Origin of the sequence: Pseudomonas crudilactis, from assembly GCF_013433315.1 — a bacterium.
GTDB lineage: Bacteria > Pseudomonadota > Gammaproteobacteria > Pseudomonadales > Pseudomonadaceae > Aquipseudomonas > Aquipseudomonas crudilactis.
On the sequence record NZ_WXVV01000008.1, the window covers coordinates 102,741 to 117,234 of the forward strand.

Genomic DNA, 14,494 nt, shown 5'->3' on the forward strand with positions numbered 1-14,494 from the left:
CGAACCCATGCCTGACACCCATTACACCTTGCTCGACGAGTCGTTATGGCCGTTGATGAACAAGTTCTACCGCAGCCACCAGTCCTCGATGAAAGCGGTTCGCGATGCGCAATTGTGGGTCGCGCGGCGGGGAGAGATTGTTGCCGCGCTGTGCTTGCGGCCGGTGTCTGGCGGGCACTGGTTGACCGGGCTGTTTGTGGAGCCGGGGTGTCGCGAACAGGGCGTTGCCGCGCAGTTGATCGCCACGGCGGTGCAGGATCTGAGCGAGCCGGTGTGGCTCTTCTGTCATCCGGATTTGCGTGAGTTTTATGAGCGACGCGGGTTCACCTTCGACCCGGCGCTGCCCCAGGCGATGGCGGAGCGATTGAGCCGGTATGCGCGGAGCAAGCCGATGATTGCGATGGAGCTGAGACCCTCCGCCTAATACAAAACCCTGTAGGAGTGAGCCTGCTCGCGATAGCGGTGTGTCAGTCACCGAAAATGTCACTGACAGACCGCTATCGCGAGCAGGCTCACTCCTACAGGGGAATTGTGGTGTTCTCGGGGATCAGTCGTCAGCGGTGGGATCGAGATCCGGGAACATCACTTCGGTAAAACCGAACTTGCTGAAATCGGTAATGCGCGACGGGTACAACCGGCCGATCAGGTGATCGCATTCGTGCTGCACAACCCGTGCGTGGAAACCTGATGCTACGCGCACAATCGGCTCACCCTTCGGATCAAACCCTTCGTAACGAATCTGCTGATAACGATCCACCGCACCGCGCAAACCCGGCACCGACAGACAGCCTTCAAAGCCCTCTTCCGTCAGCGGACTCAACGGTGTGATCAGCGGATTGATCAGGATCGTCTGCGGCACCGCTTCAGCGTCCGGGTAACGTTCGCTGTGTTCGAAACCAAAGATCACCAGTTGCAAGTCGACGCCGATCTGCGGCGCAGCCAGGCCGACGCCACCGACGCTTTCCATGGTCTGGAACATGTCGTCGATCAGTTGCCACAGCTCAGGGCTGTCGAACATCTCGGCCGGTACTGGCGGGGCAATACGCAGCAGGCGCTCGTCGCCCATTTTCAGAATTTCACGGATCATGATCAGACTTCGTCAGTGTCCGGCTTGAGCGAATGATCGCGGCCCAGGCCCGAGACGTGTTGTTTGGGATGTTCATCGAGTTCGCCGGGGACTTTCTCACCCGCGTCCTTGCCCTCGCTGGACATGTGCTCGATCACCGCGTTCATCTCGGCGCCGAGCAACAGCACCGCAGCGGAAATGTAGAAGTACAGCAACAGCACAATGATCGCCCCGATGCTGCCATACATCGCGTTGTAGTTGGCGAAGGTTTTCACGTAGAAGGCGAAACCCAGCGAGGCGATGATCCACACCACTACCGCCAATACCGAGCCGGGTGTGATGAAGCGGAATTCCTGTTTGACGTCGGGCATGACGTAGTAAATCAGGGCGACGGCGACCATCATCAAAATCACGATCACCGGCCAGCGCGCGATGGTCCACACGGTGACGATGAAGTCTTCCAGCCCGACCTGCGCGGCGATCCAGCCCATCACCTGCGGCCCGAGCACCATCAGCGCGGCGGCCACCAGCAGCATCCCGGCAATGCCGACGGTGTAGAAAATCGACAACGGGAAGCGCTTCCAGACCGGTCGGCCTTCGACCACGTCGTACGCCGCGTTCATCGCACTCATCATCAAGCGCACACCGGCGGAAGCGGTGTAGAGGGCGATCACGATACCGACTGAAAGCAGGCCACCCTTGGACTGCTGCAACTGGTCGATCACCGGATTGACCTGTTCCAGTGCCTGCGGCGGCAGGACCAGTTCCGATTGCAGGCGCAGCCAGGAGAAGAAGTCCGGCAAGTGCAGGAAACCGATCAAGGCAATCAGAAACAGAATGAACGGGAACAGCGAAAACAGCATCTGGTAGGCCAGTGCCGAGGCGTAGGTCGACATTTCGTCGTCGACGAATTCAGTGACCGTGCGCATCATCACCCGATGCAGGGGCAGACCTTTCATGTCTGGAAATATCATTCGCGTCTCCTTTCGCCGCAGTACAGGTTGAAGTCGTGGCGACTCAGGGGCCGTTTTTTACATCAAGGTAGCCTGTTTGGCGAACCTTGCCGGGTGTCAGCAGGATTTCGACACAAAAACGGCCATCCTTGGATGGCCGCTCGTGTATTTCGTTCAAGGCTGGATTACGCCTTGTCGACACCTTTTTTGACGGCGTCTTTGGCTTTGCCGACAGCTTGCTGGGCTTCGCCTTTTTTCTCTTGAATCTTGCCTTCGGCCTGCAGCTTGGTGTTGTCGGTGGCTTTGCCGACGCCTTGCTTGACGTTGCCGACCGCTTCGTTGGCCATGCCTTTTACTTTATCGCCTGTGCTACTCATGGTGTTTCTCCTTGGTGCATTAAGGGGGAAAAGTCAGTACGTAATGATTGACTGGCCGGGTTTGCGCCAAGTTTCATTTATTTTCGGAGGTTCATTTCGTCGCGACGAGCAGGTTGGGCTTTATGTTTGCGTGCGTAGCCCCGAGAATGCGCAACATATGGGCGCCAAGCGCCAGGAACCGATCCCGCAGGAATGTTATGAAACTCGATAAAACGCAGGCCATCGCCCGACGCAACAAGGAACTGGGCGGTGCCGTGCTCGGCACCAACAACTGCCACTTCGCCGAACTGAACCGTAACCGCAACATCTGGTGGTTCGACCTGCCGGTGTCGCGCCTGGCCATCGGTCAGTACGAGTGGATTCACCTGCTGATGCACACCCCGGCCACCGGCGAACTGCTGCACCTGAAAGTGCCGACGGTGTTTTTGCGTGAAAAGCTCGAAGGGCTGGTGATTCGCAATGAAGGCAAGCGTAAAGCCGCGTTGAGCCTGGAATTGAGTGCGGACAAGGACTCGTATCTGCAGGACATGCGTCCGGCGGGAACTAACGTGAATTTCGCGCCGTTCCGTCAGTAGGATTTGTGCAGCCCCCTGCCCCTCACCCTAGCCCTCTCCTTCGGGAGAGGGCTGGGGTGAGGGGCTGGTTTAACCGAACAACAGATATCTCAAACCCTGCTGCACCAACAAAAAGCCCCGCATCTGCGGGGCTTGGTGTTTTAAGCGGCGGACTTGGCCTTGATCTTCTTCAGCTCTTCATCCCGCAACTCGCGACGCAGGATCTTGCCGACGTTGGTGGTCGGCAGCGCATCGCGGAACTCCACCGAACGCGGCACCTTGTAACCCGTGACGTTGGCACGCATGTGATCCATTACCTGCTCTTTGGTCAGGGTCACGCCCGGTTTGGCGACGATGAAGATCTTGATCGCCTCGCCCGACTTCTCGTCCGGCACGCCGATGGCCGCGCACTGCAACACGCCCGGCAGGGTCGCCAGCACGTCTTCCAGTTCGTTCGGGTAGACGTTGAAACCGGAGACCAGAATCATGTCTTTCTTGCGATCGACAATGCGCATGTAGCCGTCCGGCTGGATCAGCGCGATATCGCCCGTCTTCAGCCAGCCTTCGCTGTCGAGCATTTCATCGGTGGCTTCCTGACGCTGCCAATAGCCCTTCATCACTTGCGGGCCCTTGACGCACAGCTCGCCGATTTCACCCAGCGGCTGCTCGACACCGTTATCGTCGATGACTTTGCACAAAGTAGATGGCACCGGAATACCGATGGTGCCGATCTGAATGTGCTGGATCGGGTTGACCGTGGCCACCGGGCTGGTTTCGGTCATGCCGTAACCTTCGCAGATGGCGCAACCGGTGACCGCTTTCCAACGCTCGGCAGCGGCCAGTTGCAGGGCCATGCCGCCGGACAAGGTCACTTTCAGCGCGGAGAAATCCAGCTTGCGGAAACCTTCGTTGTTGCACAGCGCCACGAACAACGTGTTGAGGCCGACGAAACCGCTGAACTTCCACTTCGACAATTCCTTGACCATCGCCGGCAGGTCGCGCGGATTGCTGATCAGGATGTTGTGGTTGCCGATCAGCATCATCGCCATGCAATGAAAGGTGAACGCATAGATGTGGTACAGCGGCAGCGGCGTGATCAGGATCTCGCAACCTTCGTTGAGGTTGGAGCCCATCAGCGCTTTGCATTGCAGCATGTTGGCGACGAGGTTGCGATGGGTCAGCATTGCGCCCTTGGCCACGCCAGTGGTGCCGCCGGTGTATTGCAGCACCGCCACGTCGCCGCTGTGCGGATTGGCTTCGGCCACCGGCTGACCCTGGCCCTTGCTCAGCACGTCGTTGAACTTGACAGCTTTTGGCAAGTGATAGGCCGGCACCATCTTCTTCACGTACTTGATGACGCTGTTGATCAGCAGGCGCTTGATCGGTGGCAGCAGGTCGGCGACTTCGGTGACGATGACGTGTTTGACGCCGGTTTTCGGCACCACGGTTTCAGCCAGATGCGCCATGTTCGCCAGGCAAACAAGGGCTTTGGCGCCGGAGTCGTTGAATTGGTGTTCCATTTCCCGCGCGGTGTACAGCGGATTGGTGTTGACCACGATCAGCCCGGCGCGAATCGCACCGAAGACGGCCACCGGGTACTGCAGAACGTTGGGCAGTTGCACGGCGATTCGATCGCCGGGCTGCAAATCGGTATGCTGTTGCAGATACGCGGCAAACGCACCGGACAATTCGTACAATTCACCGTAGGTGATTGTCTTGCCCAGGTTGCTGAAAGCCGGTTTGTTGGCGAAGCGTTGGCAGGATTGCTTCAACACTGCCTGAATGTTCGGATACTCGTCCGGATTGATGTCGGCAGCAATTCCAGCCGGGTATTTATCCTTCCAAAAGTCTTCGATCATGGAAGCCCACTCCTCAGCAACGCGAATTCTTCACCGCATTTGATGCGATTATTATTGGTGTGTGTTTGGTATTGGTGAATCTGGCTTTTACATAGGCCGAGAAGTCACAAAGCGCGCCGAGAGTAGCAGCTTTGCCAAGGGTCGACTAGAGCCAAAAGCGGCCCCTACAGTCATATTCATGACTCAAGACTATCTAGCAGTCATTTTAGAGCAAAAATCCTAGACCTCCTTGAAAGCCCCGGTTTTCGGGGACATCAAACAAAAAATTCGCGAGCAGGCTCGCTCCCACAAGGATTACTCTTTCCCTGTGGGAGCGAGCTTGCTCGCGAATGCGCGAAGCGCAGCGGTTAAGGGCTACGCGATATCGCGCAACTCGCGCCGCAGAATTTTCCCGACAGGCGTCATCGGCAATGACTCACGCAACACGATGTGTTTCGGCACCTTATACGCAGTGAAATTCTCTTTGCAGTAAGCCTTGAGTTCTTCGAGACTGACCCCGGTTTCCCGCGCCACCACAAACAGCTTCACCGCCTCGCCCGAACGCTCGTCCGGCACGCCGATGACCGCACAGTTGGCCACTTTCGGGTGAGCCATCACCACGTCTTCGATTTCATTCGGATAAACGTTGAAACCGGAGACGATGATCATGTCCTTCTTGCGGTCGACGATGCGCACAAAACCGTCCGGTTCGATCAACGCAATATCGCCAGACTTGAACCAGCCCTCGGCATCCAGCACTTCGGCCGTAGCTTCCGGTTTGTGCCAGTAGCCCTTCATGATCTGCGGGCCCTTGATGCACAACTCGCCGCGCTCGCCCATCGGCTGCTCGACACCGTCATCGTTGATGACTTTCAGTAACGTGCCAGGCACCGGCAAACCGACCGTACCCAGCCGCGAATGATCGCCGTACGGGTTGGTGCAGGCCACCGGTGAGGTTTCGGTCAGGCCGTAACCTTCGGTGATGCGGCAACCGGTTATTTGCTCCCAACGCTCGGCGGTAGCCTTGACCAGCGCGGTGCCGCCGGAGTTGGTGAGCTTGAGGCTGGAGAAATCGAGAGTCTTGAAATCCGCGTGCTCCATCAGCGCCACGAACAAAGTGTTCAGCCCCAGCAGCGCCGAGAACCGCCAGTTCTTCAGCTCTTTGATAAAGCCGGCAATGTCGCGCGGGTTGGTGATCAGCACGTTGTGGTTGCCGGACACCATCATGCACATGCAGTTCGCGGTGAAGGCATAGATGTGATAGAGCGGCAGCGGCGCGATCATCACTTCCTGGCCTTCGCGCAACAGCGGCTGACCGTCCGGGCCGAGTTGGGCGAGACAGGCGCGCACTTGCTGCATGTTCGCCACCAGATTGCCGTGGGTGAGCATCGCGCCCTTCGCCAGCCCGGTGGTGCCGCCGGTATATTGCAGCACGGCGATGTCGTCGAGGCTGACTTTCAGTGGCTTGATGCCCAGGCCGCGGCCCATGCGCAGTGCGCTCTTGAAGGAGATCGCCTGCGGCAGCGAATACGCCGGGACCATCTTCTTCACTTTACTGACCACGGTGTTGACCAGCCAGCCCTTGGCGCTGGGCATCAGGTCGCCCATCTTCGCTTCGATCAGATATTGAATGTCGGTGTCGGGCAGCACTTCCTGGACTTTCTGGCCGAACATATTCAGGTACACCAGTGCCCGTGCGCCGGAATCCTTGAACTGATGACGCATCTCCCGCGCGGTGTACAGCGGGTTGGTGTTGACCACGATCAGCCCGGCGCGCAATGCACCGAACACGGCAATCGGGTAATGCAGGACGTTGGGCATCTGCACGGCGATGCGATCCCCCGGGACCAGATCGGTATGCGCCTGCAGATAACCGGCGAAAGCGGCGCTCTGGCGCTCGAGTTCGGCGTAGGTCAGGGTGATGCCCATGTTGCTGAACGCCGGGCGATCGGCGAACTTCTTGCAGGAACGCTCGAACACCTCGATCACCGACTTGAACTCACCCATGTCGATGTCCAGCGGTACGCCGGCCGGGCGTTTGTCGTTCCAGAAATCAGGTTGCATTGTTCTTGTCCTCTTTACCTGAGCCGATCCGGGCCGCTTTCTGTCATTTCTGAAAAAGCGGAGCTTCACGGACACTAGCAGCAATGGCCATCGAGGCAAATATGGGCAAAGCCGTCATTGATCGTGTGAATCTTCCTGCCGTGGCGTGGGCTGATCAGACGCGCTATACAATGTTCCGACTCTGAGCAAAGGAATCGCCATGATCCACGACACCCTATGGCTGGACGCGAATGACCGCAGCCGCCTGTTCGTCAATCAATGGCTGCCTACGGCGCCGTTGAAAGCGGTGATCCTGCTGGCCCACGGCATGGCGGAACACAGTGGTCGCTACGCAGGACTGGCCGACACGTTTTGCGACAAAGACTATGGCGTGTATGCCCCGGATCTGCGCGGACATGGCAAAACCGCCAATCACGGCACCCTCGGCCACTTCGCCGATGATGATGGCTGGTGCAAAGTGCTCGGCGATCTGGCCAGCCTCAACCAGCACATCGGCCAGCAGCACCCCGGCGTGCCGATCATTCTGCTGGGGCACAGCATGGGCAGCTATCTTGCCCAAGGCTATCTACTGCACCACAGCGCCAGCCTGCACGGGGCGATCCTCAGTGGTTCCAACTTTCAGCCCGTTGCGCTGTATCGCGCTGCGCAACAGATCGCCCGCCTGGAAAAACTCCGTCAGGGTGGCAAGGGCCGCAGTGCGCTGATCGAATGGCTGTCGTTCGGCTCGTTCAATAACAAATTCAAACCGGCGCGCACACCGTTCGACTGGTTGAGCCGCGATCCGGCCGAGGTTGACCTGTACGCCAACGACCCGCTGTGTGGCTTTCGCTGCACCAATCAACTGTGGATCGACCTGCTCGGCGGCTTGCAGCAGATCAGCAAAGCGTCCAATCTCGCCCAGATCGACCCGGGCCTGCCGCTGCTGGTAATCGGCGGCGAATGTGATCCGGTGAGTGAAGGCAAGCGTCTGACAGATCTGGCCAATGCCTTGCGCACGGCCGGCAGCCAGCACCTGCAACTGAAGATCTACCCGCAAGCGCGGCACGAATTGTTCAACGAAACCAACCGCGACGAAGTGATCGCTGATGTGCTGGCCTGGATCGATCAGGCCCTGAGCCATCCGCGCCCTCACCGCAGCGAATAATTTTTTGTGGATTCACTGAATCCGTCACAGGAATCGAGACCGATGACCCAGGTTACCAACATCCCTTACGAAGCCCTCGAAGTCGGCCAGACCGCCAGCTACAGCAAGACCGTCGAAGAGCGCGACATTCAACTGTTTGCCGCGATGTCGGGCGACCACAACCCGGTGCACCTGGACGCCGAGTTTGCCGCCGCGAGCATGTTCAAGGAGCGCATTGCTCATGGCATGTTCAGCGGTGCGCTGATCAGTGCTGCGGTGGCCTGCGAACTGCCTGGACCGGGCACCATTTATATCGGTCAGCAGATGAGCTTTCAGAAGCCGGTGAAGATTGGCGACACGTTGACCGTGCGCCTGGAAATTCTCGAGAAATTGCCGAAGTTTCGGGTGCGCATTGCCACTCGCGTGTTCAACCAGAAGGATGAGCTGGTGGTGGATGGCGAGGCTGAAATCCTCGCACCGCGCAAGCAGCAGACGGTGACGTTGCCGACTTTGCCGCCGATCAGCATTGGCTGATTCCCCTCACCCCAGCCCTCTCCCCCAAGGGGGCGAGGGGGAAAGGGAGCCGATCTCCGCTGTTTTAAGATCTTGAGTTCGACTGGATATTTCAGGTCGATGTAGCTCGAAAGAACACCTCGTTCAGTCCCCTCTCCCTCCGGGAGAGGGCTAGGGTGAGGGGCTCTTGCTTTGGCTTTCCCCCATACACAAAAAAAACGCCAGACTAGCTGGCGTTTTTTGTTACCGACAAGCGCTTAAGAACGAGCGCGAGCCTGGTTACGCAGGGCTTTCACCTGGTCGTGGTTGCGTTGTACGCCGTGGTATTGGCGTTCAACCAGGTCACGAATACCTACCAGATTGTGCTTGCTGATTTTCTCGAGGGCTTCTTTGTAAGCCTTCAGCGCATGGTCTTCACCGCGCTCGGCTTCGTTCAGCACAGCTTCTTCGTCTTTGCCGGTGAACATGGCTTTGACGTCGACCCAGCGACGGTGCAGGTCGCCGCTGACGCTGGTGGAAGTTTCCGGATCGCCGCCCAGCTTGCGAACTTCGGCTTGCAGTTCTGCTGCAGCGGTGGCGCAATCAGCGGAGCGAGTCACGAACAGGGTTTTCAGTTCTGGATGCTTGATGTCTTCGGCGCAAGTCTTGAACCCTTCCTGACCGTCCTTGCTGGTTTCAATCAGGTCATTGAGTACAGAGATGGCTTCTTTATTCATGTCGGTCATTTTTCAATTCCTTGCGATTGGTTGAAGATGCAAGGGATATTGCAGTGTGCGTGCCAGCTTTTTTATTTATAAAATTTCTTTATTTATCAACAAGTTAAAGATAAGTGAACTATCTGTATCACGGTTATTTGCATGATCTGTCATTTGGCCTGCATGCAGAATGCCTGTATTTTCCAAGCTGATTTGAAGCCAGACGAAATCCCTGATGAATCCCGAAAAACTCGAATTGCTGATCACCCGCGAAATGCCCTTCGGCAAGTACAAGGGCCGGATCATTGCCGACCTGCCGGGGCCATACCTGAACTGGTTTGCCCGCGAAGGTTTCCCCCACGGCGAACTCGGTGGCTTGCTCGCGCTGATGCAGGAAATCGACCATAACGGCCTCTCGGACCTGCTCGAACCGCTGCGCGCCAAACACGGCAAACCTGCCCCGCGCCATTGAAGCGCCCTCCTCTCTAGAGTCAGCCGACCATGCCCGATAACACCCGCCGCGCCCGTGACGAAGCCTTTTGGCAAACGTTTGGCGATAGATACGATGTTCAACCTGGCCCCGTGAACCTGGAGAACGGTTACTTCGGGCGCATGTCGCGCACGGTGATCGAGGAGTACCAACGCAATATCGAGCTGATCAACACGAGTAATTCGGTGTACGTGCGCCAGCGTTTCGAGCAGCACGACAACCTCGATATCCGCGCGCAACTCGCCGAGCTGATTGGCGTACGTGCACAGAGCGTGGCGTTCACCCGCAACGCCACCGAAGGCCTGCAATCGCTGATCCGTAACTACAACCGCTTGCAGCCGGGCGATCAGGTGCTGATCAGTGATCTGGAATACGACACGGTCAAAGGCGCCATGCGCTGGCTGGCCAGACATCGTGGCGCCGAGGTGATCGAGATTGCCCACGCGCACCCGGCGAGCTACGACAGCCTGCTGGAGACGTACCGCGAAGCCTTTGCCGGTCACCCGAAGATCAAGCTGATGGCCCTGACTCACGTTACTCACCGCACCGGTCTGGTCATGCCGGTGCAAGCCATCGCCGCCCTCGCCAAAGAGCATGGCGTTGATGTAATCCTCGACGGCGCCCATGCGCTCGGTCAGATCGAGTTCGATCTTGAAGCATTGGGCATTTCTTTCGCCGGCTTCAACCTGCACAAATGGATCGGCGCACCGCTCACCCTCGGTTTCCTCTATATCGCGCCGCAACGCCTGGCCGATATCGATCCGGACATGGATGAAATGCATTACCCGGTTAATGACATCCGCGCGCGCACGTCGTACAGCACACCTAACATTCCCGCGCTGATGACCTTGCCGCTGGTGTTCGAGGAGCATCGCTCTCTCGGCGGCGCACCGGCCAAAGGCGCTCGCGTCAATTATCTGCGCAATCTGTGGGTCAGCGCGGTGCGACACTTGCCGGGTATCGAGGTGATGACGCCAGATGATCCACGGCTGTATTGCGGCATCACCTCGCTGCGCTTCACCCGTCACGATGATCAACAGGCGATGGCCGAGCGCCTGCTCAACGACTACAACCTGTTCACCGTGGTGCGCAACGGCGCGGCCAGCGGGCCGAGCATCCGCATTACTCCGGGGCTGACTACCACCGCTGACGACATGCAGTTGCTGGTCCGCGCGCTGAACGAGCTGCGCTAAAACACCGTGATCAGGTATTTGTCATAGCCCGCCACGCCGATCTGCGATGACAGGGCAAAGGTGTCGACGCCGATCGTCAGGTTGCCGAAGTAGCCGTCCTCCGGATCATTGTCCGTGATCGGCCGCAACGCCAGCCGAACGGCATCGTTATCAGTGGCTGTGCAATTGCAGGCACAGGGCAAATGCAGACACCCCGCCCAGGCCTCCTGATACAACTGCGGCTGTTGATCGTCATTGGCGATGGCGACGCTCAGCGCGATGCACGAAAAGGCAGTTTGCCGATCCGGGTAAAGGCTGGTGAAACGAACGATGCCTTTACTGTCGGTCGACTGACTGCCGCACAGTGTGTCGGTGCCAATGTGCTGCTCGATGCGGACCACGGCGCCACTGACCGGCTCGCCGGTCATGGCATCGACCAGGGTCAGCCGCAATAGAAGAGGCAAGCCTTCGACGCCCGCGCTGATGTTGCGCACCTTGCCCTTGCTGTTGTGCCAATCGAAACTGCCAACCACGGGCAACTGCCGCGGGCGCAGAGCGTTGATTGATAAAGCGACAGATTGATGGTCGTCCATGAGGCGTTCTCTCTTCCGTAAGATGAACGCAGATTAGCGCCACGCAAACGCGGCTGTGCGGTAACTATGTATCGCGTGATGTCCTCGCACTTTCTTCAAGGCAAAAAAAAACGGTGCACCGACCAAGCGCACCGTAAAGCCGTAGAACACACAACGAAGTGTCTGGTAACAATCAGTCCAGCAGCGCCAACGCCTCGGCGGTGCATTCCTGAATACGGGCCCAGTCGCCGTTCTTGATCCACTCCGGATCAAGCATCCAGCTACCGCCCACGCACATGACGTTTTTCAGCGCCATGTAGCTCTTGATGTTGGCCGGGCCGACGCCGCCAGTCGGACAGAATTTCACTTCGCCGAACGGGCCGCCGAGGGCCTTGATTGCCGCCACGCCACCGCTGACTTCAGCCGGGAACAGCTTGAAGCGGCGATAACCCAGACCGTAGCCTTCCATGATGCCGGAGGCGTTGCTGATGCCCGGCAACAGCGGAATCGGGCTGTCGACGCTGGCTTCCAGCAGGTCACGGGTGATGCCCGGGGTGACGATGAATTGCGAACCGGCAGCTTCGGCAGCCGCGAGCATGTTGCGATCAAGCACGGTGCCGGCACCGGTCATCAGTTCCGGACGCTGGTCGCGCAGGATCTGAATGGCCTTGAGGCCGAACTGCGAACGCAGGGTCACTTCCAGCGCGGTCAGACCACCGGCGGCCAGAGCGTCAGCCAGTGGCAGCACGTCCTGTTCGCGAGCGATGGTGATCACCGGCAGGATCCGCGCCTTGGCGCAGAGGCTGTCGATCAGGGCAACTTTGTCCGCCATGGAAACGGTCGAGGATGGGGTTGTCATAGCGGCTGTTCCTTGGCTCATGGGCACCAGTAAATCTCTAACGTAGGTTGCAGAAACGCGCGCACCGGCATGGCGGCGACGTCGTCGGATGCCAGTGCGGCATTCAGGGTGGTCAGTTTCGATTGACCGGAAATCGACAGAATCTTGTGCTTGGCCGAGGCCAGCAGCGCACGGCTCATGGTCAGGCGCTGACGCGGCACGCTCGGCGCCAGCATCGGCCAGCAACGGCGCGTGCCATCAGCCTGCAAGGCTTCGGCGAGGTTCGGGCTGTCGGGGAACAGCGACGCGGTGTGGCCGTCATCGCCCATGCCCAACACCAGCACGTCAATCGGCGGCAATTCGGCGAGCAAGCGGTCAGCCTGTTCAGCCGCCTGCTCGACGTTGGCCGCCGCGCTATAAAGGCTGAGGAACTGCGCTTTCGCCGCCGGGCCTTTGAGCAGGTATTGCTTGAGCAGGCCGGCATTGCTGTCGGCGTGTTCAACTGGCACCCAACGCTCGTCGGCGAGGGTCACGACGACCTTCGACCAGTCCAGTTCCTGCTTGGCCAGGTGCTGGAAAAACGCCACCGGACTACGACCGCCAGACACCACCAGCACCGCGTTGCCGCGTGCTGCAATGGCTTCGCTCAATTGCTTGGCGACGTTCAGCGCCAGACCTTCGGCCAACAGCACCGGGCTCTTGAATTCGTAAGCGTTCACGCCCGCAGGCAGTTGTACATCAGATATCGCCATACCACGACCTCCCGTCCCGCGTGATCAATGCAATGGAGCTCATCGGCCCCCACGACCCGGCCGCATACGGCTTGGGCGCGTCACCGGATTTTTTCCACCCGGCGATCAGCTGGTCACACCATTTCCACGCGGCTTCGATTTCATCTTTACGGACAAACAGGTTCTGATTGCCGTTCATCACTTCCAGCAACAACCGCTCGTAGGCATCGGGAATCCGCGCGCTACGCCAGGTGTCAGAGAAATTCAGTTGCAGCGGGCCGCTGCGCAGTTGCATGCCTTTGTCCAGGCCCTGCTCTTTGGTCATCACGCGCAAGGAAATGCCTTCGTCCGGTTGCAGGCGGATGATCAGTTTGTTGCTGATCTGCAAACGCTGCTCAGGGGCAAAGATGTAGTGCGACGGTTCCTTGAAGTGGATGACGATCTGCGACAGTTTCTGCGGCATACGCTTGCCGGTACGCAGGTAGAACGGCACGCCAGCCCAGCGCCAGTTGCGGATATCGGCACGCAAGGCAACGAAGGTTTCGGTGTCGCTCTGGGTATTGGAATTCGGTTCTTCGAGGTAACCCGGTACGGATTTGCCTTCGCTGTGGCCGGCGATGTACTGGCCGCGCACGACCTGAGTGGTCAGGCCTTCCGGGCTGATCGGTGCCAGGGCCTTGAGCACTTTTACTTTCTCGTCACGGATGCTGTCGGCGGACAGGTCGGCCGGCGGGTCCATGGCGATCAGGCAGAGCAGTTGCAACAGGTGATTCTGGATCATGTCGCGCAGCTGGCCGGCCTTGTCGAAGTAACCCCAGCGACCTTCGATGCCAACCTTCTCGGCCACGGTGATTTCCACGTGGGAGATGTAATTCTGGTTCCACTGGGTTTCGAACAGGCTGTTGGCGAAACGCAGGGCGATCAGGTTCTGAACGGTTTCTTTGCCCAGGTAGTGGTCGATGCGGTAGGTGCGGTTCTCCGGGAAGAACTGCGCCACGGCGTCGTTGACCTTGCGCGACGACTCGAGGTCGGAGCCGATTGGTTTTTCCAGCACCACGCGGGTGTTTTCTGCCAGGCCGACTTTCGCCAGGTTCTCGCAGATCGCGCCATACACCGCCGCCGGCGTGGCGAAGTAGGCAATCATGCGTTGCGTGCTGCCGGCCAGTTCGGCCAGCGCTACATAATCTTCGGATTTGAGGAAGTCGACGTGCAGGTAGGTCAGGCGTGCGAGAAAACGCTCGGCGACGGCCTCGTTCAGCTCTTTGCCCACATAGCGACGCAGTTCGGCGGCGATGAACGCCATGTGCTGCTGCTCGGTGCCGTCTTCACGGGCCAGCGCGATGATCCGCGTGTCTTCGTGCAACAGGTCGGCGCCATCGAGGTGATAAAGGGCAGGAAACAGCTTGCGCAGGGCCAGATCGCCAAGCGCGCCGAACAAGGCAAAGGTGCACGGTTCAACCGTAATCGAAGGCATGATGTTTGTTCTTTTATCAAGTTAAGCTACAAAT

The 14,494-nt window shown here is 58.7% G+C and carries 16 protein-coding genes; 6 read left to right on the top strand and 10 right to left on the bottom strand.

Annotated features, from left to right (window positions below):
• Window positions 1–7 precede the first annotated feature (7 nt).
• Window positions 8–424 (top strand): GNAT family N-acetyltransferase, encoded by a 417-nt coding sequence (locus tag GTU76_RS10950; RefSeq protein ID WP_180698620.1) that lies wholly within the window; start codon window positions 8–10, stop codon window positions 422–424.
• A gap of 123 nt (window positions 425–547) precedes the next feature.
• Here GTU76_RS10950 and def read toward each other — a convergent pair whose 3' ends face one another.
• The 3 genes from def to GTU76_RS10965 all read right to left on the bottom strand — a co-directional run bounded on the left by def (window position 548) and on the right by GTU76_RS10965 (window position 2,396).
• Window positions 548–1,087, bottom strand: a complete 540-nt coding sequence (gene def / locus GTU76_RS10955) for a peptide deformylase (RefSeq protein WP_016983685.1) — start codon at window positions 1,085–1,087, stop codon at window positions 548–550.
• A 2-nt stretch (window positions 1,088–1,089) separates the two neighbouring features.
• Window positions 1,090–2,040, bottom strand: a complete 951-nt coding sequence (locus GTU76_RS10960) for a YihY/virulence factor BrkB family protein (protein WP_016983686.1) — start codon at window positions 2,038–2,040, stop codon at window positions 1,090–1,092.
• 164 nt (window positions 2,041–2,204) lie between these two features.
• Window positions 2,205–2,396, bottom strand: coding sequence for a CsbD family protein (locus GTU76_RS10965; protein WP_008082339.1), 192 nt, complete (start codon window positions 2,394–2,396; stop codon window positions 2,205–2,207).
• Window positions 2,397–2,593: 197 nt separating this feature from the next.
• On the opposite strand from GTU76_RS10965, the gene GTU76_RS10970 reads away from it, so the two are divergent.
• Window positions 2,594–2,971: a hypothetical protein gene (locus GTU76_RS10970; RefSeq protein WP_180698621.1), complete on the top strand. Its 378-nt coding sequence runs from the start codon at window positions 2,594–2,596 to the stop codon at window positions 2,969–2,971.
• A 140-nt stretch (window positions 2,972–3,111) separates the two neighbouring features.
• Here GTU76_RS10970 and fadD1 read toward each other — a convergent pair whose 3' ends face one another.
• Both fadD1 and fadD2 read right to left on the bottom strand, forming a co-directional pair.
• A complete protein-coding gene (gene fadD1 / locus GTU76_RS10975) occupies window positions 3,112–4,809 on the bottom strand; it encodes a long-chain-fatty-acid--CoA ligase FadD1 (RefSeq protein WP_016983687.1) in 1,698 nt (565 codons plus the stop codon).
• Window positions 4,810–5,163: 354 nt separating this feature from the next.
• Window positions 5,164–6,852, bottom strand: coding sequence for a long-chain-fatty-acid--CoA ligase FadD2 (gene fadD2 / locus GTU76_RS10980; protein WP_016983688.1), 1,689 nt, complete (start codon window positions 6,850–6,852; stop codon window positions 5,164–5,166).
• Window positions 6,853–7,051: 199 nt separating this feature from the next.
• On the opposite strand from fadD2, the gene GTU76_RS10985 reads away from it, so the two are divergent.
• Both GTU76_RS10985 and GTU76_RS10990 read left to right on the top strand, forming a co-directional pair.
• Window positions 7,052–7,996: an alpha/beta hydrolase gene (locus GTU76_RS10985; protein ID WP_180698622.1), complete on the top strand. Its 945-nt coding sequence runs from the start codon at window positions 7,052–7,054 to the stop codon at window positions 7,994–7,996.
• A 42-nt stretch (window positions 7,997–8,038) separates the two neighbouring features.
• A complete protein-coding gene (locus GTU76_RS10990) occupies window positions 8,039–8,509 on the top strand; it encodes a MaoC family dehydratase (protein ID WP_016983690.1) in 471 nt (156 codons plus the stop codon).
• Between the two features lie 236 nt (window positions 8,510–8,745).
• On the opposite strand, the gene GTU76_RS10995 is transcribed toward GTU76_RS10990, so the two are convergent.
• Window positions 8,746–9,213 carry a ferritin-like domain-containing protein gene (locus GTU76_RS10995; RefSeq protein WP_016983691.1) on the bottom strand — a complete coding sequence of 156 codons (468 nt, stop codon included), beginning with the start codon at window positions 9,211–9,213 and terminating at the stop codon, window positions 8,746–8,748.
• Window positions 9,214–9,418: 205 nt separating this feature from the next.
• On the opposite strand from GTU76_RS10995, the gene GTU76_RS11000 reads away from it, so the two are divergent.
• Both GTU76_RS11000 and GTU76_RS11005 read left to right on the top strand, forming a co-directional pair.
• Window positions 9,419–9,655, top strand: coding sequence for a DUF3820 family protein (locus tag GTU76_RS11000; RefSeq protein ID WP_003227425.1), 237 nt, complete (start codon window positions 9,419–9,421; stop codon window positions 9,653–9,655).
• A gap of 29 nt (window positions 9,656–9,684) precedes the next feature.
• Window positions 9,685–10,866, top strand: a complete 1,182-nt coding sequence (locus GTU76_RS11005) for an aminotransferase class V-fold PLP-dependent enzyme (RefSeq protein ID WP_180698623.1) — start codon at window positions 9,685–9,687, stop codon at window positions 10,864–10,866.
• On the opposite strand, the gene GTU76_RS11010 is transcribed toward GTU76_RS11005, so the two are convergent.
• The 4 genes from GTU76_RS11010 to zwf all read right to left on the bottom strand — a co-directional run bounded on the left by GTU76_RS11010 (window position 10,863) and on the right by zwf (window position 14,460).
• A complete protein-coding gene (locus GTU76_RS11010; RefSeq protein WP_180698624.1) occupies window positions 10,863–11,438 on the bottom strand; it encodes a peptidase associated/transthyretin-like domain-containing protein in 576 nt (191 codons plus the stop codon). The genes GTU76_RS11005 and GTU76_RS11010 overlap by 4 nt on opposite strands.
• Window positions 11,439–11,610: 172 nt before the next feature.
• The gene (locus GTU76_RS11015; RefSeq protein ID WP_180698625.1) at window positions 11,611–12,276 is read right to left on the bottom strand and encodes a bifunctional 4-hydroxy-2-oxoglutarate aldolase/2-dehydro-3-deoxy-phosphogluconate aldolase; all 666 of its coding nucleotides are present in this window, start codon (window positions 12,274–12,276) and stop codon (window positions 11,611–11,613) included.
• Window positions 12,277–12,293: 17 nt separating this feature from the next.
• On the bottom strand, window positions 12,294–13,007 hold the full coding sequence (pgl, locus tag GTU76_RS11020) for a 6-phosphogluconolactonase (RefSeq protein ID WP_180698626.1): 714 nt from the start codon (window positions 13,005–13,007) through the stop codon (window positions 12,294–12,296).
• Entirely contained in the window at window positions 12,994–14,460 is a 1,467-nt protein-coding gene (zwf, locus tag GTU76_RS11025) for a glucose-6-phosphate dehydrogenase (RefSeq protein ID WP_016983695.1), read from the bottom strand. The genes pgl and zwf overlap by 14 nt, the downstream gene beginning before the upstream one ends.
• Window positions 14,461–14,494: the final 34 nt, after the last annotated feature.

Coding starts and splice junctions, on each gene's coding strand:
- GTU76_RS10950 (WP_180698620.1), top strand. CDS start 8: ATGCCTGACACCCATTACACCTTGCTCGACGAGTCGTTATGGCCGTTG.
- def (WP_016983685.1), bottom strand. CDS start 1,087: ATGATCCGTGAAATTCTGAAAATGGGCGACGAGCGCCTGCTGCGTATT.
- GTU76_RS10960 (WP_016983686.1), bottom strand. CDS start 2,040: ATGATATTTCCAGACATGAAAGGTCTGCCCCTGCATCGGGTGATGATG.
- GTU76_RS10965 (WP_008082339.1), bottom strand. CDS start 2,396: ATGAGTAGCACAGGCGATAAAGTAAAAGGCATGGCCAACGAAGCGGTC.
- GTU76_RS10970 (WP_180698621.1), top strand. CDS start 2,594: ATGAAACTCGATAAAACGCAGGCCATCGCCCGACGCAACAAGGAACTG.
- fadD1 (WP_016983687.1), bottom strand. CDS start 4,809: ATGATCGAAGACTTTTGGAAGGATAAATACCCGGCTGGAATTGCTGCC.
- fadD2 (WP_016983688.1), bottom strand. CDS start 6,852: ATGCAACCTGATTTCTGGAACGACAAACGCCCGGCCGGCGTACCGCTG.
- GTU76_RS10985 (WP_180698622.1), top strand. CDS start 7,052: ATGATCCACGACACCCTATGGCTGGACGCGAATGACCGCAGCCGCCTG.
- GTU76_RS10990 (WP_016983690.1), top strand. CDS start 8,039: ATGACCCAGGTTACCAACATCCCTTACGAAGCCCTCGAAGTCGGCCAG.
- GTU76_RS10995 (WP_016983691.1), bottom strand. CDS start 9,213: ATGACCGACATGAATAAAGAAGCCATCTCTGTACTCAATGACCTGATT.
- GTU76_RS11000 (WP_003227425.1), top strand. CDS start 9,419: ATGAATCCCGAAAAACTCGAATTGCTGATCACCCGCGAAATGCCCTTC.
- GTU76_RS11005 (WP_180698623.1), top strand. CDS start 9,685: ATGCCCGATAACACCCGCCGCGCCCGTGACGAAGCCTTTTGGCAAACG.
- GTU76_RS11010 (WP_180698624.1), bottom strand. CDS start 11,438: ATGGACGACCATCAATCTGTCGCTTTATCAATCAACGCTCTGCGCCCG.
- GTU76_RS11015 (WP_180698625.1), bottom strand. CDS start 12,276: ATGACAACCCCATCCTCGACCGTTTCCATGGCGGACAAAGTTGCCCTG.
- pgl (WP_180698626.1), bottom strand. CDS start 13,007: ATGGCGATATCTGATGTACAACTGCCTGCGGGCGTGAACGCTTACGAA.
- zwf (WP_016983695.1), bottom strand. CDS start 14,460: ATGCCTTCGATTACGGTTGAACCGTGCACCTTTGCCTTGTTCGGCGCG.